This window comes from Pseudoalteromonas thalassia (genome assembly GCF_049257215.1).
Lineage (GTDB): Bacteria > Pseudomonadota > Gammaproteobacteria > Enterobacterales > Alteromonadaceae > Pseudoalteromonas > Pseudoalteromonas lipolytica_C.
Genome location: NZ_JBMMUE010000001.1, coordinates 440,738 through 465,731 on the forward strand (window position 1 = coordinate 440,738; position 24,994 = coordinate 465,731).

General features: G+C 40.2%; 27 protein-coding genes and 1 tRNA gene. 16 read left to right on the forward strand and 12 right to left on the reverse strand.

The genetic code is table 11. The annotated features are described in order from the left end of the window. Nucleotides 1-160: 160 nt before the first annotated feature. From AAEU31_RS02090 to AAEU31_RS02110, 5 genes are all read left to right on the forward strand, one after another. Nucleotides 161-1,210: a GGDEF domain-containing protein gene (locus AAEU31_RS02090; protein WP_135924061.1), complete on the forward strand. Its 1,050-nt coding sequence runs from the start codon at nucleotides 161-163 to the stop codon at nucleotides 1,208-1,210. Between the two features lie 178 nt (nucleotides 1,211-1,388). Continuing rightward, nucleotides 1,389-2,222 (forward strand): MipA/OmpV family protein, encoded by an 834-nt coding sequence (locus AAEU31_RS02095; protein ID WP_421966263.1) that lies wholly within the window; start codon nucleotides 1,389-1,391, stop codon nucleotides 2,220-2,222. A 1-nt stretch (nucleotide 2,223) separates the two neighbouring features. Further along, entirely contained in the window at nucleotides 2,224-2,610 is a 387-nt protein-coding gene (locus AAEU31_RS02100; protein WP_421966264.1) for a DUF3019 domain-containing protein, read from the forward strand. Between the two features lie 14 nt (nucleotides 2,611-2,624). Continuing rightward, a complete protein-coding gene (locus AAEU31_RS02105; protein ID WP_135924064.1) occupies nucleotides 2,625-3,317 on the forward strand; it encodes a response regulator in 693 nt (230 codons plus the stop codon). A gap of 6 nt (nucleotides 3,318-3,323) precedes the next feature. Beyond that, entirely contained in the window at nucleotides 3,324-4,565 is a 1,242-nt protein-coding gene (locus AAEU31_RS02110) for an ATP-binding protein (RefSeq protein ID WP_421966265.1), read from the forward strand. 241 nt (nucleotides 4,566-4,806) lie between these two features. Here the strand turns inward: AAEU31_RS02110 and AAEU31_RS02115 are convergent, their stop codons facing one another. The 3 genes from AAEU31_RS02115 to AAEU31_RS02125 form a co-directional block, all read right to left on the reverse strand. Further along, nucleotides 4,807-5,022, reverse strand: a complete 216-nt coding sequence (locus tag AAEU31_RS02115; protein ID WP_138556978.1) for a DUF3820 family protein — start codon at nucleotides 5,020-5,022, stop codon at nucleotides 4,807-4,809. A gap of 135 nt (nucleotides 5,023-5,157) precedes the next feature. Beyond that, nucleotides 5,158-5,439, reverse strand: a complete 282-nt coding sequence (locus AAEU31_RS02120) for a hypothetical protein (protein WP_135924067.1) — start codon at nucleotides 5,437-5,439, stop codon at nucleotides 5,158-5,160. Between the two features lie 283 nt (nucleotides 5,440-5,722). Further along, entirely contained in the window at nucleotides 5,723-7,294 is a 1,572-nt protein-coding gene (locus tag AAEU31_RS02125; protein WP_421966266.1) for a cation:proton antiporter domain-containing protein, read from the reverse strand. A gap of 223 nt (nucleotides 7,295-7,517) precedes the next feature. On the opposite strand from AAEU31_RS02125, the gene AAEU31_RS02130 reads away from it, so the two are divergent. Together AAEU31_RS02130 and AAEU31_RS02135 are read left to right on the forward strand one after the other, a co-directional pair. Next, the gene (locus tag AAEU31_RS02130; RefSeq protein WP_135924069.1) at nucleotides 7,518-8,261 is read left to right on the forward strand and encodes a sporulation protein; all 744 of its coding nucleotides are present in this window, start codon (nucleotides 7,518-7,520) and stop codon (nucleotides 8,259-8,261) included. 69 nt (nucleotides 8,262-8,330) lie between these two features. Continuing rightward, complete coding sequence (locus AAEU31_RS02135) at nucleotides 8,331-8,768, forward strand: GNAT family N-acetyltransferase (RefSeq protein ID WP_138556976.1); 438 nt, start codon at nucleotides 8,331-8,333, stop codon at nucleotides 8,766-8,768. A 24-nt stretch (nucleotides 8,769-8,792) separates the two neighbouring features. On the opposite strand, the gene AAEU31_RS02140 is transcribed toward AAEU31_RS02135, so the two are convergent. The 6 genes from AAEU31_RS02140 to AAEU31_RS02165 all read right to left on the reverse strand — a co-directional run bounded on the left by AAEU31_RS02140 (nucleotide 8,793) and on the right by AAEU31_RS02165 (nucleotide 14,538). Continuing rightward, a complete protein-coding gene (locus AAEU31_RS02140; protein ID WP_135924071.1) occupies nucleotides 8,793-10,145 on the reverse strand; it encodes a sodium-dependent transporter in 1,353 nt (450 codons plus the stop codon). Between the two features lie 172 nt (nucleotides 10,146-10,317). Continuing rightward, nucleotides 10,318-11,607 (reverse strand): ATP-binding protein, encoded by a 1,290-nt coding sequence (locus AAEU31_RS02145; protein ID WP_421966267.1) that lies wholly within the window; start codon nucleotides 11,605-11,607, stop codon nucleotides 10,318-10,320. Between the two features lie 6 nt (nucleotides 11,608-11,613). Continuing rightward, nucleotides 11,614-12,321: a response regulator gene (locus tag AAEU31_RS02150; protein ID WP_135924073.1), complete on the reverse strand. Its 708-nt coding sequence runs from the start codon at nucleotides 12,319-12,321 to the stop codon at nucleotides 11,614-11,616. Between the two features lie 16 nt (nucleotides 12,322-12,337). Continuing rightward, nucleotides 12,338-12,736, reverse strand: coding sequence for a DUF3019 domain-containing protein (locus tag AAEU31_RS02155; RefSeq protein ID WP_421966268.1), 399 nt, complete (start codon nucleotides 12,734-12,736; stop codon nucleotides 12,338-12,340). Further along, entirely contained in the window at nucleotides 12,726-13,565 is an 840-nt protein-coding gene (locus tag AAEU31_RS02160) for a MipA/OmpV family protein (RefSeq protein WP_235383494.1), read from the reverse strand. The genes AAEU31_RS02155 and AAEU31_RS02160 overlap by 11 nt, the downstream gene beginning before the upstream one ends. A gap of 169 nt (nucleotides 13,566-13,734) precedes the next feature. Then, on the reverse strand, nucleotides 13,735-14,538 hold the full coding sequence (locus AAEU31_RS02165; protein ID WP_421966269.1) for a hypothetical protein: 804 nt from the start codon (nucleotides 14,536-14,538) through the stop codon (nucleotides 13,735-13,737). Between the two features lie 115 nt (nucleotides 14,539-14,653). On the opposite strand from AAEU31_RS02165, the gene AAEU31_RS02170 reads away from it, so the two are divergent. Further along, nucleotides 14,654-15,805, forward strand: a complete 1,152-nt coding sequence (locus AAEU31_RS02170) for a serine hydrolase domain-containing protein (protein WP_421966270.1) — start codon at nucleotides 14,654-14,656, stop codon at nucleotides 15,803-15,805. A gap of 96 nt (nucleotides 15,806-15,901) precedes the next feature. Here the strand turns inward: AAEU31_RS02170 and yhbY are convergent, their stop codons facing one another. After that, nucleotides 15,902-16,198, reverse strand: coding sequence for a ribosome assembly RNA-binding protein YhbY (gene yhbY, locus AAEU31_RS02175; RefSeq protein ID WP_135924078.1), 297 nt, complete (start codon nucleotides 16,196-16,198; stop codon nucleotides 15,902-15,904). An 89-nt stretch (nucleotides 16,199-16,287) separates the two neighbouring features. On the opposite strand from yhbY, the gene rlmE reads away from it, so the two are divergent. The 8 genes from rlmE to AAEU31_RS02215 all read left to right on the forward strand — a co-directional run bounded on the left by rlmE (nucleotide 16,288) and on the right by AAEU31_RS02215 (nucleotide 23,689). After that, nucleotides 16,288-16,917, forward strand: coding sequence for a 23S rRNA (uridine(2552)-2'-O)-methyltransferase RlmE (rlmE, locus tag AAEU31_RS02180; RefSeq protein WP_135924079.1), 630 nt, complete (start codon nucleotides 16,288-16,290; stop codon nucleotides 16,915-16,917). A gap of 66 nt (nucleotides 16,918-16,983) precedes the next feature. After that, a complete protein-coding gene (gene ftsH / locus AAEU31_RS02185) occupies nucleotides 16,984-18,924 on the forward strand; it encodes an ATP-dependent zinc metalloprotease FtsH (RefSeq protein ID WP_135924080.1) in 1,941 nt (646 codons plus the stop codon). A gap of 98 nt (nucleotides 18,925-19,022) precedes the next feature. Continuing rightward, a complete protein-coding gene (gene folP, locus AAEU31_RS02190) occupies nucleotides 19,023-19,871 on the forward strand; it encodes a dihydropteroate synthase (protein WP_135924081.1) in 849 nt (282 codons plus the stop codon). Further along, a complete protein-coding gene (glmM, locus tag AAEU31_RS02195; RefSeq protein ID WP_135924082.1) occupies nucleotides 19,864-21,219 on the forward strand; it encodes a phosphoglucosamine mutase in 1,356 nt (451 codons plus the stop codon). The genes folP and glmM overlap by 8 nt, the downstream gene beginning before the upstream one ends. A 69-nt stretch (nucleotides 21,220-21,288) precedes the next feature. After that, entirely contained in the window at nucleotides 21,289-22,038 is a 750-nt protein-coding gene (gene tpiA, locus AAEU31_RS02200) for a triose-phosphate isomerase (protein ID WP_421966271.1), read from the forward strand. 1 nt (nucleotide 22,039) lies between these two features. Beyond that, nucleotides 22,040-22,387, forward strand: coding sequence for a preprotein translocase subunit SecG (gene secG / locus AAEU31_RS02205; protein ID WP_135924084.1), 348 nt, complete (start codon nucleotides 22,040-22,042; stop codon nucleotides 22,385-22,387). Nucleotides 22,388-22,464: 77 nt separating this feature from the next. Further along, a tRNA-Leu gene (locus AAEU31_RS02210) sits at nucleotides 22,465-22,549 on the forward strand. Between the two features lie 195 nt (nucleotides 22,550-22,744). Next, the gene (locus tag AAEU31_RS02215) at nucleotides 22,745-23,689 is read left to right on the forward strand and encodes a PDC sensor domain-containing protein (protein ID WP_421966272.1); all 945 of its coding nucleotides are present in this window, start codon (nucleotides 22,745-22,747) and stop codon (nucleotides 23,687-23,689) included. 22 nt (nucleotides 23,690-23,711) lie between these two features. Here AAEU31_RS02215 and AAEU31_RS02220 read toward each other — a convergent pair whose 3' ends face one another. After that, nucleotides 23,712-23,864, reverse strand: a complete 153-nt coding sequence (locus AAEU31_RS02220) for a hypothetical protein (protein WP_295507803.1) — start codon at nucleotides 23,862-23,864, stop codon at nucleotides 23,712-23,714. Next, nucleotides 23,864-24,706, reverse strand: a complete 843-nt coding sequence (locus AAEU31_RS02225; protein WP_135924086.1) for a VOC family protein — start codon at nucleotides 24,704-24,706, stop codon at nucleotides 23,864-23,866. The genes AAEU31_RS02220 and AAEU31_RS02225 overlap by 1 nt, the downstream gene beginning before the upstream one ends. Between the last annotated feature and the right edge of the window lie 288 nt (nucleotides 24,707-24,994).

A 24,994-nucleotide genomic window follows, 5' to 3' on the forward strand; every position in this document is an offset into this window, starting at 1 on the left:
GCGGTTTGGCGGATTTTAAATTAGTTATTTAGTATTGGTTTAGAAAAAAGTATGTCGTGTTTTATGCTGTTTTTTTATACTTCAAGCGGTTTTTATATTGATTTTTTTTAAGCGATTGCTAACGTGAATCTAAATAATAATATCAGGATTGCAAAGATTTATGACCCTGTCAGCACAAGCCGGACATTCTTTAAGTTTTTCAAGTCACTGTTTAAAACAAGCCATCCCTTTGATGGTTAAGTATAAAATACCTATTACGCCACTCAATTATGCGCTGTGGTATTGCTATGTTAGCGAAAAGAATCACGAGCTCAGTCAAGAATTAGACACTATTATCAATAAATATAATACCTGCAGCACAGAGCAAGCCAATTACTTGTTTAACAAATACCTTTCAAATGATGACATGGCTTTGTTTTATCAACTATCTGATGGATTTAGTGATGTTGTTGGTAAGGTCCATCATGATATTAGCGAGGCACTAACTTATTCTGCAGAGTTTGATTCGGTTTTAAAAGAGTGTCGTGACAAACTTAATGAGGCCGATATAAGCCAAGAGAGTGGCTTTGATGAAGTTCTTCTGTGTGTTGAGCGTTTGAGTGACAAATCTGCTGCCTTACAAAATCGTGCTCAGGACTTTCAAAATCAACTTGCGCATGCTTACTCAGAGATCACTGAATTAAAACAAGAGCTCATTAAATCTCAAAGTAAGGCTGAAAGAGATCCCCTGACAGGGCTGTTCAATAGAGGCAAGTTTGACGAAGATGTGGTTCAGTTTTGCCAAGCACCTGATATTTCTGGGGTTGCCGTACTTGTTATGGTTGATATTGATCATTTCAAATCATTTAACGACACTTTTGGTCATCAAAAGGGTGATCAAACATTGCGCGCTGTTGCAACTAAATTATTAAAACATGTCTCGAGTGTCGGGCAAGTATACCGCTATGGTGGAGAAGAGTTCTGTTTTACAGCGCATTTTGCCACAATCAGTGATATGACCAATTTTACCCAACAGTTACGTCAAGCCATAACTAAGTTACAGATCAAAGACCCTAAATCTGAGACTATCTTAAGACACGTCACTGCAAGCTTTGGTGTTGCGATTAAATCTAAAAATAGTCAACCAGAACAACTTATTGCAATTGCCGATAGGGCTCTTTATTTAGCTAAAGAACATGGCCGAAACCGCGTCGAAATTATCGAAGAGTAACCAGCATAAACAGAGTTTATCGATATTTGTATCAAATTTGTGAATAGTTGTAACCTAGCAAGGACAGTTTGTTCACATCTTGATAGTATGCAGTTATTAGAAAATCTTTTTGGTCGTAACAACAATAATGAAGTCTCAAGCGATCAGGATGTGCGCAGCGATATATGCTTTGACTGTCATGTTAGTGAATCAAGCGTATGCTGATGATTCAACTCGCACTGAACGTGAAAGCCGCAAGGCAAACCAAGAAATAGAAACCAATCAATGGCATATCAGTATTAATACTGGTATTGGTGCTATTACAAATCCATTACACGGTGGCGATAACTTACCCTTAGTTTTGCTCCCTGAAGTTGCCTACTATGCAGATAAGTGGTTTTTTGACAATGGCCGATTAGGTTATTCTCTTTTAGAGAGTAACTCTCATGTGCTTAATGTTGTCACTGAGTTTAACCCCGAAACTCGCTTTTTTATCGATTTTCATCCAAGCAATGTATTTGCGCTAAATTCATCTAGTAGCTTTATAGTCGAGTCAACAAGCAGCAATGAATTAAGCAGTAAAACAGTATCTGTTGATGATATTCGCCATCGACGTTGGGCGCTCGATGCAGGTCTTAGTTATCATTACATTCAAAATAACCACGTCTTTTCTGTGCAAGCACTAATGGATGTTTCTGGTGTTTACAATGGAATGCGAAGTGCGCTGCAATGGCAGTCTCATTATCAAGTAGGTAACCTCAGTGTTGCACCAAGTCTCGGTGTTTGGTACAAATCAGCCGGCCTTAATGATTATTTTTATGGTTTATCGGCTGAAGAGACCTCATATGGGGAAATTGATGTTGGCAGTAGTTGGCAACCTTATGCTAAAATCGACGCCCGTTGGCCATTGAGTGAGGCTAACTCTCTTCGTTTTCATTTAGCATATTATGACTATTCAGCCGTGGATGACAGTCCGCTTTTTGAACACACGTATTCAATGACTGCTTTTATAGGATTCAATCATATTTTTTAATATGAAGTATTTTGTTTTTAGTCTGTGTGTGTTTGCAGTAGTTACTTGGCCGTTCCCAAGCCATGCGCAAGCGACTCAGTTTGATATCTCACCTAAAGTGTGTGTTGTGCTACAACAGCATGAGTTTTGTGATCTTGATTTAAAAATTAGCTGGCAAATAGCGCGGCCTCAAGATCTGTGTTTATACCAAAATGAGCAGCAGATACAGTGCTGGCAAGGTCTTCGCAAAGGGGTGTTAAACCATAAAGCGCGGGTTCAGGTTGAAACAATATACTCCTTAGTCAATCCGCATACGGGGAGCGAAATTGCAACCGCAAAAGTCGAAGTGCAAAGCACTGAAGCAAAAACAAAGAGACGAAGATTGCGCTCACCGTGGAGCTTTTTTTAATTCAGGAGCAACCAATGGCAAAGATTTTACTTGTTGAAGATGATCTAGGCTTACAGCAGTTAACCAAGGATTACCTTCAGCATAATGGGTTGGATGTTGCGGTCCTTGAACGCGGCGATGAAGTATTCGATTATTTAGAGAATAACCCAGTTGATTTAATGATATTAGATGTCATGTTACCAGGCAAAGATGGTTTTAGTGTCTGCCGTCAAGTACGTGATAAATTTAATCTACCCATTTTAATGCTCACCGCCAAAGGCGAAGATTTTGACCAAGTGATTGGGCTTGAACTTGGTGCTGACGATTATGTTATTAAACCAGCAGAACCACGTGTTTTACTTGCACGCATTAATGCATTATTGCGCCGAGGCCAAGCTTCAAATAAAGCACCTGAAGAGCTCACGTTTGGTGATTTAAGCATTGATAAAACCAGTCGCATTGTTACACTTAAAGGCAACGAAATTACACTTACATCTCATGAGTTTGAGTTACTATGGTTACTCGCTTCAAATGCAGGTGAAGTGTTAAGCCGTGAACATGTACATCAACATATGATTGGTCGTCAGTATGATGGCTTAGACCGTACCGTTGATGTTCGCGTATCTCGGATCCGCAAGAAACTAGGTGATAATAGTGATAAACCATATCGTATCAAAACTGTTTGGGGCCAAGGTTACCTTTTCGTATCTGATGCATGGGACATGTAATCATTAATGGGGAAACTATTTGCTAGCTTATATTTATATATAATAGTTTCTCTGTTTTTAGTTAGTGGGGTCATAGAACAGTTATGGCCCTATGAAGACACACAGCAACATATTGCACTTGATCAAGAATTTGGCAAATCCCTTTGGCTTCTCAGTCAAACAGAAGGTGGTTTAACAAAACTAAAGCAAGAGTTTAATAGCGAGATAATCAATCGTAGCGATCTTGCCCTTCCTGAAAACCTGAAAACGCAACTCAATGAAAAGCATTACCTCTATGTGTTTAATCATGACCAGCGTGTAGTTTGGTACGTAGCACTGAATGATGCGCAATTGTTGCATATAGGCCCTTTATCTGTAGCTAACCCTAGCTTTAGTTCCGTTTGGCCTTACTTTTTATTATTAACTGTGATTGGCTTACCTGTTGGGCTATGGAGCTTTTTACTTTGGCGAGACTTTAATAAGTTAACGCTTGCATGTGAAGCTGTGGGTGGGGCACAGGATTTTGAATTACAAGATGCATCTAAATCCTTTTTTCTTCCCATTACCGATACCTTAAATGCGTTGCAAGAACGTATTCAATATCTTTTAGCAGCGCAGCAAGAACTGACTTCGTCTGTTTCTCATGAATTTAGAACACCACTTGCGCGCTTAAAGTTTGCAGTGGCGATGCTAGAGGAACAAATTGAGAATGAGAAATCGTTTATCTATATTGATAATATGCAGGCAGATATTGCTGAGCTTGAAGCCTTGGTTTCTGAAATGCTCGAATATGCACGACTTGACTCTCATCAACCCAGTTTAAAAAGCCATTCTTGTGATTTAACCGCATTAGTTAATAGTGTGGTAAATAAACTTGAGTTTGCTACAGACATTGATATTGCAGTTAATGCGCCGTCACAGCTTTATTATAATTGTGATGAGCACTTTATTGCGCGCTGCATTCAAAACTTACTCGGTAATGCACAAAAATATGCGCATCATAAAATTAATTTGATACTTGAAGAACACCCAGATGCCGTGCAAATAGTTGTTGAGGATGATGGCCCAGGTATTGCTCAGTCTGAATGGCAGAGCATCTTAAAGCCCTTTACACGATTAGATAAAAGCCGTGATAAGAAAACAGGGGGGTTTGGTTTAGGGCTTGCGATAGTGGCTAAAATTGTCAGCTGGCATCGAGGACAACTACAGGTGTGTGACTCAACGCTCGGTGGTGCGAAGTTTGTTATTCGATTATTTAAAGATAAGTAAATCTCAAAAACCTTATACCAATCCGCAATGGCCGAAAAACTCAATGACGTAATTGTTACCTTGTTATAAAGGCGGGGTTATTGCCACAACTATGTTTACTTAAGTAACTGGCTATTACTTTGACTAAATGTCACAGATATAAAAAAAGCGCCTGAGGCGCTTTTTAAAGGTTAAAACCAAAAATAAACAAGTAGCAAAGTAATAGACCATACTAATTTATAAAAGTTCTCAAAAAATTTAATTATTTTTCATCTAATAGTGGCATTAGCATTTTTTCAAGACCATTGAGTTTTACTTCGTATATCATCGCAAGTTGTGCCCCTAATTGACCCTCAGGAAATCCCTGCTGTTTAAACCACACTAAATATGGCTCGGGTAGGAGCAGCAATGGTCGACCTGCATACTTGCCAAAGGGCATCTTTGTATTTATGGCACGTTTGAGTAGTGCTGGATCCATCTTATTCTCAGATTTGTATAAAAGGGAGATGATACGGTAAAACAAGGAGAGAAAATAGGCTGTGACGGGCAAGAAACAGCCTATTTAGTGAGGGAGGTAGGCCCTCTGAAAATATTCACTAATTTCTAATAACTATTAGTGAAGTTGATATCGACGTTTTTTTGTAAAACCAAGCTGTTTGAGTTTAAGCAGAATATTAGGGTCATCAATTCTATCGGGTGTGTCGATTTCACGAAGAAAATGATCGCTTGGTACTTGATAAACATCTAGCATCTTGTTGAATAGCACAGCTCTAATATCCGTTGCTGTCATACCATTTTGCTGTAACTCATCAAGCCGCTGTTGTATATCTACAAGTTTCCCGGAACGTGCATCATCCGTGTTTGCTAAAAACTCACTGGTAAACTTATCTTTCATTTAAATAACCTCAATCCATTTAACTACAGTGTATCAAAAAGGCGCAAAACCACAGTGAAGTTAAACGTTTTTGTGTTAAAAATAGATACTTAGCTTAGTACCTTGAGATTGATTCTACTCTTTTTTTAGTAGAGATTGCTATTGTTGATGTAAAGCTTTGTAAATAGCGTTGACCTAGTAAGGGGACGAGGGTTTAAAGGTAAGAAAATAGGCTTGGCAACTAACTGAATATAGTGAAATAATTCTCGGTTCCATTTAGAGGAACCGAGAATTATTTTTTACATTATGAAAAAAGTTTTTGTTTTACATGCTCCGCAAAGCCACTACCGGCCTCTAAATAGAAGTTGTAAGTAGAGTCAACCCCCATATCTTCTAATTCTTTTTGCTGGTCAGGGTAATTTGCTATCGCCGTTACTTGACCTTGATAACCTGAAGCCCGAAGTTGCTCCAAGGCAAAAATATTTTGCATATGCTTAGGCATTGCTAACATAACCATACCAACATGTGAATGGTTTACTCGTTGCCAAAAATCAGGGTCAGTTGCGTCGGCAAGTAATACTCGACGACCACGTTGAATATGTTTCTCCACCACATCGGGTTTTATATCGATACCAGCAACAAGGTTTGGATGAGTTTGACTAATTGTTTCATAAGCACCGGTTCCAATCCGACCCATACCAAATATCACAATCTTAGTATCGTTAAGGTTAACTGGCAGCTCTTCTGCAAGCCGAGTATCACTTTCAAATTTAAGTAACCAGCGCTCAATTTTAACGTAGATTTCATTCGAACGTTTGTTAAGGGGTGATGCCAAAATAAAGGTGATCGAAACAGCAATTGCCATTACTGCAAGCCATTCTGAAGTGATCATATTGCTTGATGCTGCAACGGCACAAACAATAAGCCCAAACTCACTGTAGTTTGCAAGGCTAAAAGCACTTAACAAAGAAGTACGTGCGCGCAGTTTGAATGCATTAGTTAATACATAATACAGCGCCACTTTTATCGGTAATACGAAAACTAATACCAGCGCAACAAGTACTGCGTGGCTAGTTAGCTCTGCATTCAAACCAATATTTAAGAAAAAACCAACGAGTAATATATCTTTTAGATTAAGAAGAGACTTTGATAATTCACCCGCTTTTTTATGTGCAGCGAACATCATGCCTATTATCAATGCACCTAAATCACCTTTTAAGCCTGCAAATTCAAAAGCGTGATAGCCAATAACAAGGGCAAAGAAAAAGCCAAATAAAGGTAATAACTCACCGTGCTTTGAGCGGTTTAATACCCAAAACATAACTGGGCGTAACAGAGGTAAAGCAACTAATAGCGCCAGCGCCCAAACGTTCGGCGCTTTTCCTGTACTAATGGCCAAGAAGATCACCGCGAAGATGTCTTGCATAACCAGAATACCGATGGAGATTTTACCGTGCAGACTGGCCATCTCGCCGCGCTCTTCAAGTACCTTCACTGCAAACACTGTACTTGAGAAACTAAAAGCAAAGCCCACTAACAATGCGCTCTGCCATGTAAGCTCGCTGAATAAAGGCAGTGCAATTGCGCCAAGCAGCAGCATAAAAGCACTGAACAGTGTGCTACTAATTACAATATGTAACGAAGCAGGGGCCCACACCTGAGGCTTGATTAAATTAGCCACTTTTAGTTTAAGGCCAATACTAAATAGAAGCAGGGTAACACCTAAGTTTGCAAGGGTATTGAGTAATTCTGTTGTTTTATAGCCATATAAATTAAGCGCGAAGCCTGCTAACAAAAAGCCAATAAGAGGAGGAAGCTTTAACTGGTAAACAGCAAAGCCACAGACAAACGCAGTAGCAAAGTAGATTAATTCCATAATTATTCTTGTAACTTCATTTGTTAGCAGTGTAGCGAAATATTTCTTATTGGAAAACAATATCGAAGCAGAAGAGTTTAAAAAATAAACACATTTGCGCTATTTATTGATTAATCCGTCAAAAGCACCATTTTTTCGCTGACAATAGCTTTTAATTGTGGTTAAGATGCAATAACGAAGGAATTTAAGTCGTCTTTTATTAAAGTTGGCTTAAGGAGAAAAGATGTTTAAGAAAATCCTTGCATCAGTAGGTATTGGTGCAGCTAAAGTTGACACTGTACTTGAGACAGAGCACTTGCAACCAGGTCAAAAGTTCAACGCTATGATTGTGATTAAAGGCGGTGATGTTGATCAAGAAATTGCTGGTTTAGATTTGGCGCTTATGACGCGTGTAAAAGTTGAAAGCGAAGAAGGCGATTATTTTACCAATCATGTCATTGAAAAGTGGCGTATTCCAGATATTGGTATTATCAGTGCCGGTGCAGAAAAGCATATCCCGTTTGAAGCACGACTACATTCTGAAACCCCAATAACAGAAATCAATGCCGGCTATAATCAATCCCATGTCTGGCTTGAGACAGGTTTAGATATTGATTTAGCACTCGACCCTACGGATCGTGATGCCTTACACATTTACCCTAATGATGCTGTTAGTACATTAATGGAAGCAATGGATAGGCTTGGTTTTAATTTAGTAAAAGCAGATGTTGAAAAAGGTTATTTGCGCGCACCTACTTTTCAATCTCATTCAGGCTGCTACCAAGAGCTTGAGTATCGACCAAACAGTCGAAGCTTATTTGGCTTACAAGAGATTGAATTATCATTTGTTCCTGAAGCTCATAAAACACATGTGCTAATTGAGCTTGACCGTGCCTTTAGAGGTGATGGTTATGTGGATTTAACTATTGAGCATGATCACGTAAATCTATCCCAGTTATGTGACCAGCTTGAACGATTATTTGCTTAAAGACTAACGACTGAATAGTTAGTTAAAACCCAGCTAAGGCTGGGTTTTTTGTCTTCGAAAAGGAGCGTTATGTATATTGTTAAAAGTTATGACGAACTCAGTAAAGATGAGTTGCTCGCAATTTTACGTGCAAGGGTAGACGTATTTGTCGTAGAGCAAAACTGTCCTTACCCGGAAATTGACGATGTTGATAATGATGAATTAACTCAGCACGTATTTTTATTCAGAGAGCAGCAACTTGCAGCCTATGCACGTTGTTATAAGAAAAATGAGCAGTATAGTGCATTTGGTCGTGTGCTGGTTGCGCAGCAATTTCGCGGTGAAGGGTTAGCGACTAAACTCGTGCAAATGGCAATTGATACCTGTCTAGAACACTGGCCTGATAAAGCAATTATGATTGGGGCTCAATGCTACTTAACAGGGTTTTATCAGCAGTTTGGCTTTGAGAATGTGGGTGATGATTATTTAGAAGATGGTATTCCACATCAAGATATGTGTCTGAGGTAGCCAAATGGCTACCTCAGCAATGTGTTAACTTAACAGTGAGTTTGCAAACACGAGTGAGATGGCAAGTGGGCAAATGAACTTGATATACCATGGCCATACTTTCCAGAAGAAGCTATTCGCAACATCAGGGCAGCCTTGCTGAATTTCTTTTAATAAAGATGCTCTATGCCAGATCCAGCCTACAAAAATACAGCACATTAAGCCAAGAATTGGTTGGCCAATTTTAGTGGTTAAAGTTATTACAAAGCCAAATAGCGTCCCTAGATTAAACACTATCGTAAAACTTATCAGTGCAATAATACCGCCGATGATCCAAGTTGCTTGCACACGCTTTAAAGCAAAGCGTTCAACTGCATAAGATACTGGGGCTTCTAGCATTGAAATTGATGAAGTTAATGCGGCGATGCTCATCAAAGCAAAGAAAGCAAAGCCAACAAAAATACCCACATCTCCCATACTTGTAAACAGGGCAGGTAATACCTGAAACACCAAGGTATCTTCAGAAAGTAATGCGCCTTCAGGCGAAAATATCTGTACGCCTTGTGCTTGTGCTACATACATTGCAGGGATAATTAATAAACCGGCTACAAAAGCAATAAACACGTCAATAAGCGTTACATATGCACCTAGCGATACAAGGTTTTCTTTTTTACTGATGTATGAGCCATAAATAATCATCACACTTGTACCGAGCGATAGTGAGAAGAATGCTTGGCCTAAAGCATTAACAAGTAGCTCAGGATTTAAAATTGAAGAAAAGTCAGGCACTAAATACGCTTTTAAGCCAGCAATAGCCCCATCTTGCGTCATTACATAAATGATCAGCATGAACAAAATGCCTAGCAATGCAGGCATTAAGCGCTTTGACCACTTTTCGATGCCGTTTTCTACACCTTTCGAAATAATTGACACGGTCAAAATGATAAAAGCAGCTGTGAATATTAAGTTTCTTGATAGTGACTGCTCACTTAACCAAGTGCTTGCTTGGGCTTGCCCAGATAACTGTGCGACAGGCTCTAAAGTAGCACTTAGCATCCAGCCTGCAACAATAGCATAAAAGCTTAAGATAAGGCCCGCACAGATAATGCCACCAAACCCAACCATAAATGCAAATTTCTTTTGCCACTGATGATTAGTCACTTTTCTAAGCGAACTGACAGCATTAGCTTGCCCATGACGACCAATAACTAGCTCTGCCATTAATGCAGGATAAGCTAAACAAAACGCCAGTACTAAATAGGCAACCAAAAAAGCGGCACCGCCATTACTTGCTGTTTGTGTTGGGAAGCCCCAAATGTTTCCTAGGCCAACGGCAGAGCCCGCTGCAGCCATTATAAATCCAAAGCGGGAGCTGAACTCCCCACGTGATGCGCTCATATTATTTTACTTCTCTATCTTTGACGGCGCTGACAATCTACTTGAATTAACATCAAATAAAAAGAGTTAATCTAGGTCAAATTCGTTCTATATATTGTTATCTTTGAAGTCAGCGTACATTTCGTGCAATTGTTCTCTACAATACGAGACAATTAACATAATTGAAACATGTTTAAAGGCTTTTATTTTGAATTGAAAGAGTAAAACAAGCGCCTCCGAGCTGTTTGCTCTTTGTAACGCTGACAGTGCCGTGGTGCCAGTCAGCAACTTTAGCGACAATGGCTAAACCTAGTCCATAACTTTCACCATCTCGATTACGATGAGTCTGCTCTTGGAAAAATGGACTGAATACTTTATGCCAGTTTTTTGGATCTATTCCCGGACCATCATCTTCAATTGTAAAAATAACCTGATTTCCAGCTTGTTTAGCGGAAATCAGAATTTCTGATGTCGCAAAATCACAAGCGTTGCTCAATAAATTAACGATTGCTCTGGCTAACCAGTGTAGATCGGCACATACAGCGCCAGGTTCGATTTGTTGCTGAATGCGAAGCTGACGTTGCTCCAGTTTAGGTTCTAGTTGGTGAACTAAAGTAAGGGTATAACTATCAAGAGCTGACTCATTAAAAGTGAGCTGATTCGCTTTTTGTTCTAGTGTGGCAAAAGCAAGGTAGCTTTTTAGCATCGACTCCATTTGATCAAGATCTTGCTCCATACGGGCAAGGTACTCCAGACGTTTTTGTTCGTTTGGACTATCTTGTGCTGCCTCTAATCCAAATCGTAAACAGGCAATAGGTGTTCGTATATCATGCGATAAACTTGACGCCATCAACTTGTTTTCTTCAAGTAGCTTTTCTATCTGGCTTGCCATGCGGTTAAAGGTTAGCTCGACGTCCTTGATATAGGTAAAATGTGATACATGAATGCGGCTTTTCAAGTCACCTTTAGCAAAACGTTGCGCCGCGTCATTTAACACCGATAAGCGCTTTGCTAATGGAGTAATGATAAAACCCATGAACACACAAAGCCCAGCATAAAAAAGCATAGTTAGTAACACATCGTTACCTTGTTCATGGCTATGGTCTTTCATTAAGCGCATTTTTAAATGGTGTGACCCTAAGTTTGGTTCACTGTAAAGCAAGTAATAACCTTGTTGATCTTCGAGAATAAGCCCGCTTGGTTGCGTAATTTGGGCAAGTAATGATTGAGGTAAAGCAAGCGATTGTGTTGGCCTGTATTCAAGCTGAACAGTAAAGTCATCATTAAGTTGCTTGATAGCTTGTGGGCGTTGGCTGGGTGAAATTGCTGCTAATTGTTTTGCAAAACCTTTTATCATTTGGGTTTCGCTATAAAAAACGTCATGAGGCGTTTGGGTTTGCTGACTGAACGCGTCAATAAGCCAACCCAAAATGATAATCGAAAGGAGTGCACTGCCTAATAAGGAAAGGTAAAACTTTTTCACACGCGTTTACTGCCACGCTGTCGAAACAAGCAAATAGCCTTTGCCCCAGATCGTTTTAATTTTTTCTGGGTGTTGTGGATCATCATTAAACTTTTTACGTAAAGACGAGATGAGCACATCGACACTTCTGTCTAAGCCATCATACTCTCTGCCTTTGGTCGCCTTAAACACGGCGTCTCGTGATACCACTTGGCCTGCATTACTGGCAAGGTAATGTAATAATAAATATTCTGCACTTGAAATATGAACTTCATCTTCGCCAAAGTACACAGTACGTGATTCTGTATTGATAGTGAGTTTACCAACATTGATTGTGGTACTTTCTTTGCTGGTATCTTGCGAGTCAGTTTTAGAGCGCAATGCAGCTTTTATGCGCGCGAGCAGAGCACGAGGACGCACAGGCTTCATCATGTAATCACTAGCACCTACTTCAAGACCAATGACTTCATCCATTTCTTCGTCGCGTGCTGTCAGCATGATAATAGGAGCCTGATAGAACTGCCTTAAATCACGACAAACACTAATGCCGTCTTGTCCGGGAAGCATTATATCGAGTAACACTAAGTCAGGAGCTGTTTTACGTACCTGCTCAACAACGAGGTCGCCTCGTGAACAAATAGTGGTTTTATAACCTTGTTCAATTAAGTATTCGGCCACCCAATTGGCGAGTGAAATATCATCTTCAACTAATAATATTGTTCCGTAATGTTCCATTATTTACTCCAAACGGTTAGAACAGTCGCCAACGGCGTTTCTTTTGACGATTTTTATAAACCCACTGTAGTTGTATTTCAGTGGTGGCAACGACTTTGCCGTTGTCACTATTAATAAGTTCAAAGCCAATTGTTTCTGCTGAGTCGAATTCGTAGCGAAATAAACCCTTTTGTTGCATCAGCCAGCATTGAATGATGTGTTTGCTTTGTTCGTTACGTAAGCAATAGTTGCCTATGCTCTGTTGTTGCCAACTAATGTCTACATCGGCGTAACAGCTTCTGCCCTCACGAAGTGCAACACAGGTGTCAGGTAATGCAACCAAGGCATTAGCTTTTGTATCAACGGATTGTTGTTCTTGCGCATGTAATGTGGCAGATAACCCGAACGCTATGATGAAATAATACTTAAAAGACATAGCGCACGCCTACCTTGGCTTTATGCTGATACTGTTGTGAAATAATAGGGCTTTGGTGAATATCACTAGAAAACCAAGTAGACAGCCAGCCTGTTAAGAATACCCAATGTCTGTTAAGCGGATATTCGGCATGAAATTCAAAGATCAGGCTATAAGAGGTATCAGGGCGATAAACAGGGCGGTTTGCAAGTGCTTCTGATTCTGAAATACCAAAATAATAATTAGTAAAGTCTTCAGAATAGGCACTTAAGCCAACACCAGAACGAAACTCCCAGTTTCGCCATGGAATAATTTGGCTATAAAACGAATTCATTACCCAGCCATTATGTGTGCCGGAAACATCTTGTAAATACTCAAATGAAATTTGCGAGTTTTCAAAGCGGCGAGATAAACGCAAGCCAACATCAAAATCGTAATTTCTATTTTTTATCCCTGCTAGTTCATCGATGACATCGTCACCATAAAAGGCGAGACCAGTTTCATCAAAACCAGACTGAATGTTTGTACCGACTAAATCAAGACCCCATTCAAACTTGTCAATCAAGCTATAGCCCATAGTTAGGCCACCACTTAACTGGCTTTGGTCATAGTCGAGGTAAAACTTTTCATACGATATTGCAAGGTGAATGTCTGGCTCAAAACCATCATTATATGAGTCCATGCCTACTAGGTAAGAGTCTTCGATGTAATAACCCGCTCCAATGCCCCAGTCCCAAGCAAAGCCTTGGCTTGGCTCCAAAGTGTTGTCAGCATAATAGCGATTACTGGCATGGCTTGATGCAGCGAAAAACCACAAGCAAAGTACTAAAATGGTGGCGTAAACTCGCAATGTCTCATCCTTGTTTCGAAAAAGTAATGTCGTAAGAGGATATAGTATATTGTTATCGAGTTCCTGTAATCTGTAAAAAAATGTAGGTGAGGGCTTAGATGTGTAAGAAAGTGTTACGAGTACTAAAAGATAGGCTGTTTGTTTATGGGTAAAACAAACAGCCTAGATGTTATTGTACTTTAATTTTATCGAGCAGGATGCTGCTGAGGTAATATTGCATCATGGGTGTTAGAGCACTAATTTCAGTGCGATTACACGGACCTTGTTGCTTAGTTAATGAACTCATACGCATCACAGTTTGGTAAGGCGGTACCTGTACTTTTTTGTTAATGCGCTCTAGACGAGCTTGTTCAGTATTTTGTGCATGAATAAAGCTGGCAACTTCTAGCTCATTTTTAATAGTTTGCTGTTGCTCTACACGATAAATAAGAGGCTCACGGTGAAAGCTCGCGCTGTCGATTGAAGATTTTGCAAACCAGACCACATCTCCGGTCTTTTTATGCGTTAGACGCATGCTTACTTGTGCCAAAATAGTTGCGCATTGTTGAGTTGGATATTGCGCAGCAATATCTGCAAACAATGGAAATGCTTTATCGGGCTTAACTAGCTGATATTCAGTATCATCAACCAAATCTAAATCAAGCTGATGAATCGACAAAGCGTAATCAGCTTCATCACCTTCTATTACTTTTAATTGTTTTTCGATTAAAGCATCTGAAATTTGTTTATAAAGAGTGTCAGTAACACTCGTTTTGTCGGCAATAATAGTAACAGTCTGATTCTTTTTAACGGCATGGGCTGGCAATTGAACAGACTTAACTTTAGGAGCTTCGTGCTCTGTTTGATACTCAATTTGAAAGTATTGGCTTTGCAGTGTCGGTTTTTTTGGCATAGTTAAAAGCGGTGCTGGTTCTGGTTTTAAAGCGCAACCAACTGAGATAAAACAAAAAATCAAAACAAAAAGAAAGCGCATATAGTATAATCTACCCATAAAAAATAAAGATTAAGCGTATTGTACGTTAGTCGAAGCAAAAGTTCATGATATTATGTTATGAGAAACTTCCTAAACGAATTTAAAAAAATAACTAATGAAGTACAGTTTACGTTTTATTCCTTTCTTTTTTCTCCTTCTTATTCAGCTTTTTTCAAGTCGGTATGCACTTGCTAGTGATCAGCAATGGCAAACATTCGTCGATGATTATAATAAATATTTAACCCGCAAGTTAACAAGTAAAGGTATTCCTGGCGGTTCATTGGCGATTGTGAAGTTAGGAGAAGAGGATTTCATCAAAGGGATTGGGCGAACAAAAATAAAGGATGGTCGCAGGGTAAACCAACATACTCGGTTTCGTTTAGCTTCGGTGTCAAAAACTTTTGCAGGCTCACTTACTGCAAAACTTGCGGCACAAGGCGAATTTAATATTGATGATCCAATTAGTAAATTTATTCCTGAGTTTTCAAATACCGTCTACAAAGATGATTTAAAAATTTATCATATATTGAGTCATTCAAGCGGCTTGGTGCCAAATGCCTACGATAACTTAATCGAATCACGGATGAGTTATCCCGACATTGTTGAACGTTTATTAGCAGTAGAGCCAATTTGTAAGCCTAGTGAGTGCTATGGCTATCAAAATGTGATGTTTAGTTTAATTGATTCAGTAATTTTAAAATCAACTCAAATGGATTATTCACACTGGATCACTGAATATATTTTTGCGCCACTAAAAATGAATGATGCCAGCGTTGGTTTTGAAGGCATGGTAAAAGATGAAAACTATGCGCATCCACATGTGCGTGGCAGAAAGCGTTGGTATACATCACGTTTAAAGAAAAATTATTATAAGGTGCCAGCGGCAGCAGGTGTAAATGCAAGCGCCAGTGATATGGCAATATGGCTAAACGCCCAATTAGGGCAATTCCCTGATGTGCTGCCATTGGATGCGCTGATCAAACAAACACGCCCATATACGCATACCAAAAAGGAAACTCGCCGCAGAGTATGGCGAGAGCACGTAAATGATGCTTTTTACGGATTGGGGTGGCGTATTTATGACTATGATGACGAAGTACTTTATTACCATAGTGGCTGGGTGCAAGGTTATCGTAGTGATCTTGTGGTGTTTCCACATTTGAATATTGGCTTTAGTTTAGTGTTGAATGCCGAAACGGGTTTGATTAATGAATTAACTACTGAGTTCATTAATCGGGTACTTAAATACACTCGTGCAGAAAAATAGCAAGCGACTCATGTTTGGTTACAAAATAAAATCGATTCAGAAATAGAAAAGCCAGCGAGTAACGCTGGCTTTTATTTTTAAATTGCCGATACGGACTTAGCCGCGTGGTAATTGAATTTTTTTATCTTCGCTTTGACGATACAGAACAATTGTGTGACCAATTGTTTGAAGCTTCTCTGCTTTAGTCTCGCGAACAATCGCATCAAAAATCAATGCTTTAGTTTCACGATCATCAGTAGGTACTTTAACCTTGATTAATTCGTGAATGTCTAAAGCGCTGTCAATCTCAACCAAAACACCTTCGGTTAAACCGTTAGCACCAAGTAATACAACAGGTTTTAAACTGTGTGCTTGACCTTTTAAAAACTGCTTTTGTTTGTTCGATAATTTCATGTTGTTACAAATTTTGCTGAATATGGCTTGAATTAAGGGTATTCTAACGCCATCTAGAGAATATTACTAATTAGTTACGTATTAATTTTATGGCAAATAAAAAACATTCAGCCAGTTCTAAGCGTTGGCTGAAGGAACATTTCGACGATCCTTATGTTCACGAAGCGCAAAAGAAAGGCTGGCGTTCTCGTGCGGTATTCAAATTAGACGAAATTCAAAACAAAGATAAATTAATAAAACCATCAATGACGGTGGTTGATTTAGGTGCGGCTCCAGGTAGTTGGTCACAATACTTAGCAGAAAAAGTAGGTGATAATGGTCAAGTTATTGCGTGTGATATCCTACCAATGGATTCGCTAGCAGGTGTCGACTTTTTGCAAGGCGACTTCCGTGAAGAAGCCGTGCTTGATGCGTTATTAACTCGTATTGACGGAAAAAATGTTGATGTGGTGTTTTCTGACATGGCACCAAATATGAGCGGCAATACATCTGTTGACCAAGCTGGTAGTATGTACCTAGTAGAACTCGCGTTGGATATGTGTCACCAAGTTTTAAAGAAAAACGGCGCATTTTGTGTCAAAGTATTCCAAGGCGAAGGATTTGATCAATACTTGCAGGACGTACGTAATAGCTTTAAAGCGGTAAAAATTAGAAAGCCCGATGCTTCGCGTGCCCGTTCTCGGGAAGTTTATATAGTGGCGACAGGCTACAAACTGTAGTACAGTTGTGCAGCGTTAAGTTGAATTTAAATTAATTGGATACAAGAGGTTAACCCCTTGAGCGATATGGCGAAAAATCTAATACTCTGGCTGGTCATTGCAGTAGTGCTAATGTCAGTGTTTCAGAGCTTTAATGGTGGTGATCAAGTTGATCGCCAAACAAGTTACACTCAGTTTGTAAGCGATGCTCGTAGCGGCGCTATTCAAGAAGTTTCAATCGAAAGCACAACAGGTACTATTACTGGCACCAAAACAAACGGTGAGCGCTTTCAAACTATCATGCCAATGTATGATAAAGACATTTTGAACGATTTATTAAAAAGCAATGTCAATGTGAAAGGTGTAAAGCCTGAAGAGCAGTCTTTCCTCGCCAGCATTTTAATCTCTTGGTTCCCAATGTTACTGCTTATTGGTGTATGGATTTTCTTCATGCGTCAAATGCAAGGTGGTGGCGGTAAAGGCGCGATGTCTTTCGGTAAGAGTAAAGCGCGCCTGATGAGTGAAGACCAAGTTAAAACTACTTTTGCTGATGTTGCTGGTTGTGACGAAGCAAAAGAAGATGTAACTGAGCTGGTTGACTTCTTACGTGACCCATCTAAATTTCAAAAGCTAGGTGGTAGCATCCCGAAAGGCGTACTAATGGTAGGTCCTCCGGGTACAGGTAAAACGTTACTTGCAAAAGCCGTTGCAGGTGAAGCAAAAGTGCCGTTTTTCACAATCTCAGGTTCTGATTTCGTTGAAATGTTCGTTGGTGTTGGTGCATCACGTGTACGTGACATGTTCGAGCAAGCGAAGAAAGCCGCACCGTGTATCATCTTTATCGACGAAATTGATGCGGTAGGGCGTAAACGTGGCGCCGGCATGGGTGGTGGTCACGATGAGCGTGAGCAAACACTTAACCAAATGCTTGTAGAGATGGATGGTTTTGAAGGTAACGAAGGTATTATTGTTATCGCAGCTACCAACCGCCCTGATGTATTAGACCCAGCGTTATTACGTCCTGGTCGTTTTGACCGTCAAGTTGTTGTTGGTTTACCAGACATTCGCGGACGTGAACAGATCCTAAAAGTACATATGCGTAAAGTACCACTAGGTGACAACGTAGAAGCGGCTGTAATTGCACGTGGTACGCCAGGTTTCTCTGGTGCTGATCTTGCTAACTTAGTTAACGAAGCTGCGCTATATGCTGCACGTGGTAACAAGCGTGTTGTAAGCATGGCAGAGTTTGATGCAGCAAAAGATAAAATCATGATGGGTGCAGAGCGTAAGACCATGGTGATGAGTGAGCAAGAAAAAGAAATGACTGCTTACCACGAAGCGGGTCACGCGATTGTTGGTCGCATGGTGCCTGAACATGACCCTGTGTATAAAGTATCTATTATCCCTCGTGGCCGTGCACTGGGTGTCACTATGTACTTGCCAGAGCAAGACCGCGTGAGTCACTCAAAAGAGCTGCTGGAGTCAATGATTTCGAGTCTTTATGGTGGCCGTATTGCTGAAGCTTTAATCTATGGCGAAGATAAAGTAACTACGGGCGCAAGTAACGATATTGAACGTGCAACTGATATTGCCCGTAAAATGGTTACTCAGTGGGGTCTAAGTGAAAAGCTAGGTCCATTACTTTATGCTGAAGATCAAAACGAAATGTACATGGGTGGCGGTGGTAGCCGTGCTATGAGCATGTCAGATGAAACAGCTAAAGTTATCGATAGTGAAGTGCGTTTGTTCTCAGACCGTAACTACCAACGTGCTGAGCAAATATTAAAAGATAACATCGACATTCTTCATGCGATGAAAGATGCACTTATGAAGTACGAGACGATTGATGCGGGTCAAATTGATGACTTAATGGCTCGTAAGCCAGTTCGTGAACCTCGTGATGTTCATGACCGTCGTCCAGATGACAAAAAATCTTCGGCTCCGAAAGTAGAATCGGCACCCGAAGAGACAAAAAGCGAAGATTCAGTAAAAAAGGATGAAACAAACCTTGATGACAAAGCTGAATAATCGCTAAAATAGAAAAAGCAAAAGCCCCGCATGCCGGGGCTTTTTTGTAGCAGAAAACAATACTGTATTTTTTGCCATGGAAGCAGTAAAGGTGATCGATGACCGCTATTAAATTACCCCGAGGTCGCACTTTACACCTCGACGACCCTATTGTAATGGGGATTTTAAACGTAACCCCTGACTCTTTCTCAGATGGCGGCAACTACTGTCAGCTCGACAGCGCTGTCAAACAAGCGCAAGCTCTTTTAAATCAAGGCGCAAAAATTATTGATATTGGTGGTGAATCCACTCGCCCAGGCGCACCTGATGTGTCTTTAGATGAAGAGCTAAAACGCGTAATCCCATTGGTTAAAGCACTTAGGCAAAGTAGCGATTGCATTATTTCTATAGATACCAGTAAAAGCGAAGTGATGCGTCAAGCGATTATTGCCGGTGCTGATATCATAAATGATGTAAGAGCGTTGCAAGAACCTGGGGCTATAGATGTACTTGCTGAGTACCCAGATGTGGCTATTTGTTTAATGCACATGCAAGGGCAGCCACGAACTATGCAAAGTAATCCGGTATATACTGATTTATTTGCAGACATAAACCGTTTTTTTGCCGAGCGTATTGCAGCATGCGAGCAAGCGGGTATTCAGAAACATCGAATTATACTGGATCCAGGTTTTGGATTTGGAAAAACACTGGCTCATAACTATCAAATCCTTGATAGGTTTGATGAGTTTAATCAATTTAATCTACCAGTGTTAGCAGGCTTATCACGCAAATCAATGATAGGTAACTTATTAAAAAGAGACACGAGTGAGCGTTTAGCAGGTAGCTTAGCGGGAGCATTAATTGCGGCCCAAAATGGCGCTAAAATTATTCGTGTACATGATGTATTAGAAACAGTCGATGTGCTTAGCGTATGGCAAGCATGTAAGAAAGGAATTACAAATGAGTAAAACAAGAAAATATTTTGGCACGGATGGCGTTCGTGGCATGGTTGGGGAGTTTCCAATCACCCCTGAATTTGCTTTAAAACTAGGCTGGGCTGCTGGTCGTGTACTATCAAAAATTGGCACCAAGAAAGTTATAATTGGTAAAGATACTCGTATCTCAGGTTATATGCTGGAAACATCGCTTGAAGCAGGTTTAATTGCGGCGGGTATTGATGTTGTTCTTTTGGGCCCTATGCCGACACCTGCTGTTGCTTATTTAACCCAAACATTCCGTGCTGAAGCAGGCATTGTAATTAGTGCATCGCATAATCCATATCATGATAACGGTATTAAATTCTTTTCAAGCAGAGGCTTAAAGCTACCTGATGAAGTTGAGCTTGAAATAGAAGCTATGATGGATGAGCCTATGACCTGTGTTGCCTCAGACAAACTAGGTAAAGCTCGTCGTTTAGAAACAGCGGATGGTCGCTATATTGAGTTTTGTAAAAGCCAATTTCCACAAGGCCTGTCATTAGAAGGGTTAAAAATTGTGCTTGATTGTGCCAATGGCGCTACATACCACATTGCTCCTTCGGTAATGCGTGAGCTAGGCGCAGAGGTTATTTGTCATGCTTGCGAGCCAAATGGGGTAAATATCAACTTAGAGTGTGGTGCAACTCATGTTGAAACTCTTAAACGCAAAGTATTAGAACATAATGCTGATGTGGGTATTGCTTATGACGGTGATGGTGACCGCGTAATGATGGTTGATCACAATGGCAGAGTTTTTGATGGTGATGATATTGTTTACATCATTGCATGCCAAGCTGCTAATGACGATATTCTAGGTGGTGGTGTTGTTGGCACCGTTATGTCAAATATGGGCCTAGAGAATGCCCTAAAAGCGCGCGGCATTGGTTTTGCTCGTAGTAAAGTGGGCGATCGCTACGTTATGGAGCTTTTACAAGAAAAAGGCTGGAAAATTGGTGGTGAGAGTTCAGGGCACGTATTGAATTTAGACCTGATCAGTACGGGTGATGGTATTATCTCGAGCTTACAAGTACTCGCAGCTATGGTCGCGCAAAATAAAACATTACAAGACCTCGGCGCTGGCTTTACAAAATACCCAATGAAAATGATCAACGTACGTTACCCTCAGGGCACAGATCCAACACAAGCTCAGGCTGTTATCGATATGGTTGCTGAAGTTGAAGCGCAACTAGGAGATACAGGACGAGTGTTACTACGAAAATCAGGGACTGAACCTGTTGTTCGCGTGATGGTTGAAGCTGAGCAAGAGAAAATTGTCCTTGATAGTGCTCAAAAAATTGCCGCAGTTGTTGAATCTGTGAGCAAACAAACCGTGGTATAACAATAACCTCTTGTAACTTAGGGCAAGTCGAGTTAGTATCTTGCCCGCTTTCTAATGTGGAGTGGAAATATGGCAGCACGTAAGCCGATGGTAGCAGGTAACTGGAAAATGAACGGCTCATTAGAGCTTGTTGAACAGCTATCTAGCGCTATTAAAGATGTTCAATCGGATGAATTTGATATTGTGGTTTTTCCACCATTCCCATTAATTAACGCTGTAACTCAGCAAGATGTTGTGGTTGGTTCACAAACTGTTTCTGAGAACCAAGCAGGTGCATTTACCGGTGAAGTAGATGCGCAACTGGTTAAAGACTTAGGTGCAACATACACACTTGTTGGACACTCTGAACGTCGTAGTATTTATGGCGAATCAGATGAGGTTGTGGCAGATAAATTTGCTCGTGCGCAAGATGTTGGTTTAACACCGGTACTATGTGTTGGTGAAAGTGAACAGCAACGTGAAGCAAATGAAACCGAATTAGTAGTTGCAGCACAAATTGATGCTGTAATTAACAAATTAGGTGTAGCAGCACTGAAGAATTCTGTGGTAGCATACGAGCCCGTTTGGGCCATTGGCACAGGTAAGACTGCCTCACCTGAGCAAGCGCAAGCTGTTCATAAGTTTATCCGTGAGAAAATTGCTTCTTTAGATGATGACTTAGCGCAGCAATTAACCATCTTATATGGTGGTAGCGTGAATGAAAAAAATAGCGAATTATTATTTGCACAACCAGATATTGACGGTGGCCTAATTGGTGGCGCAAGTCTAAAAGCAGACTCATTTACTGCAATCTGCGAAAGTGCAAAAGGGACCGTATAAGATGTACGAAATTTTATTAGTAGTTTATTTAATTGTTGCTTTAGCTCTAGTTGGTATGGTTTTAATCCAACAAGGTAAAGGCGCAGATATGGGTTCATCATTTGGTGCAGGTGCTTCTGCAACCGTGTTTGGCTCATCTGGTGCTGGTAACTTCATGACTAAAACAACCACAATCTTAGCAACAATTTTCTTTGTGCTAAGTATTGTTCTAGGCAACCTAACAGCTGGTCAAATTAAAAAGACTGATGAGTGGGAAAACCTAGAAGCTGCGCCAGCTGTTGAAACTGTTACTCCTGCACAAAACGATGTGCCGGTAACAGAAGAAAAGAGCTCTGACGTACCAAATTAATTGGCTTAGGCTAATACTTGTTAAGCTGTTTTCATTCCTCAAGTAAACAAAAAGCTTAACAACATACAGAATTGTATGCGGATGTGGTGGAATTGGTAGACACGCCATCTTGAGGGGGTGGTGGCTTCGGCCGTGGGGGTTCAAGTCCCCCCATCCGCACCAAAATTAAAAAGCCGTAACACAGCGTGTTACGGCTTTTTTCGTTTTAGTGCTTTATACAACACACGATGCACTTTTTTAGTGCCATTATTCTAATTTTATATCGTCATTTTTTATATTAAGCTGATTATTATCGCTTTTTAAACTTGGAGCACACCTTGCTTACTTAGTTGTATCTATTCTCTTAAGGATACAAAGATGGCGAGAATGAGTTATCTCAGTGCAATTGAGCGATATGAAGAACAACAATTGCTGATACACAATTTACTACTGTCTATTTTAGCGAGTGTGCAAGCTTCAATCACCAACGAACAAGACTATCAGCAACTTGTAAAACAGTATCCGTTCTTAGAGTTACAGTATTGCTTAAATGAGCAAGGTATTCAGCTCGGTGATAATGTCTGCTTTAAACGTCAGTACAAGAAGTACTTGGCGCATAAAGGAGCTGGGCAGGATTTAAGCGCTAGGCCTTATTTTTTATTAGTGTCGAGCGCACCTGAGGCACATTTCACCTCTCCTTATATCTCGACAGCAACTAGGCATTTATGTATTTCTGCAATTAAACCGGTCGAAAAGAAACAAGGGGGGCATTATTTTCTTGTGATAGATGTCTGCTTAACTGAGCTGGTTGAATTTATTATGGGTGATACTAAACGTGCAAGCATGACCGCTTACTTTAAAGCTGGCTACGGCTTAATTGTTGGTTGTTTGTTTTGTTTAGTCTTTTATTTACTCTATCAAGTATTCATCGGTATGCTAGAACTGTTAATGAGTGAGCAGCCTCATTCTGATCCATTAAAACCTTTTACAATCATCATTTTCGTTACTCTTGCATTAGCCATTTTTGATTTAGGAAAAACAATTCTCGAGGAAGAAATTTTGATGCATAAAGATATCTTCCGCCATAGCTCGACTCGCCGCACTATCACGCGTTTTATTTCGACTATTCTGATTGCAGTATCGATTGAGGCATTATTAACTATGTTCAAGGCTGCGCTTGGGCAAACTGAGTATGTTATTCCTGCTGTGCTGATGATGTTTGCTGTGGCGGGGCTGTTATTGGCTTTAGCTATTTATGTTTATTTAGGTGCAAAAGCTGAAGACGTGCTTTCGCACGTCCAGCGTTTAAAGATAAAGCATTAATTAAGGGCGGAGACTTTTATTTTTAAAGCGTCCCGCCAATGCCAATACTTGGGTTTACATAGACAGGCCCAACTTTAAAAGGGGCATTAATATCAAGGCTAGCATAAGGTGTGCATGCATTTAGTAGCACTAAGGTGGCTGCTACCGTGGCTATTTTTAGAATGCGTTTTTTCATTACATTTGCTCCTGAATTACAATACCTGCGCCTGCAGGATCACGAATAATGGCTACACTGCCATTTCGCACTTGTTGAGTCGGCGCCATAAGAACTACACCACCTGCGGCTTTTACTTTAAGGAGTGTGTCGGAAATATTGGCAACTTTAATGTAGTTAACCCAGGTATTGCCAATGTTAGTGTCAGGCTTTTTAACAAAACCAATAGCCGGTTTATTATCGGCTGTTAGATATTTATAGTTATTCTCACCCAGTGTTTTAGTCTGAACAGAATAATTGCCAAGCGATTGATAAAAAGACTGACTTTGCTCAGGGTTGTCAGTCCAGACTTCTTGCCATATCCAACGATTATCACTGTATGTAGCAGCTGGGTCACCATTAACTGTGTTGATCAAAGAAAATACCGCGCCTTGCGGATCTTCTAATACTGCTATGCTGCCTCGTCCTTTAATTTCTGTACTAGCAATTAAAACTTTACCGCCAGCTGTGACTGTTTTTTCGCTTATTGCAGCGATATTGTCAGTACTTAACATGCTCAGCCAATGGCTGGCATTTTGCTTATTATCAAGCTCAGCCATACCTGCAATTAATTGACCGTCTGAGGTAGCGAGTAAATAGCTGTCGTTAACCTGCTTAAACTGCCAACCAAACACATCGCCATAGAAGGCTTTAGATTGTGCTAAATCAGGGGTAATAAGATCGTGCCAAACTACATGACCAATATGCTTGGTACCTGTATCGCTAATAGCAGGTAGTTCGCTAGAGGTGAGTTGACAGCCTGTAAGTGAAATCGCAGTGGCTGCGGCTAAAATAGCAACACGCAAAGGGGTAGGTAATTTCAAAGTTTGCTCCTTGCAAAATGGGGTCAACTAAAAGCATAGACTATTTATTGTTTGTTATTCAATCAAAAGTAAGAGGAGTTAATGAAGATTTAATTGCTTTTAGCTAAGCGCTACAGGTTTACTTTCTAAAAATTTTAACCTTGTCTGTTTGCATGCAAATGAATGGTGAGATCAAGGAAGGAGTTGTTTTGGGTAAAATTATGCTATTTATAATACATATTAAGGAGGATGTTATTTAAAATTAATAAAAAATAAAATAATTATACATGTTTTCACAAAACTGACATA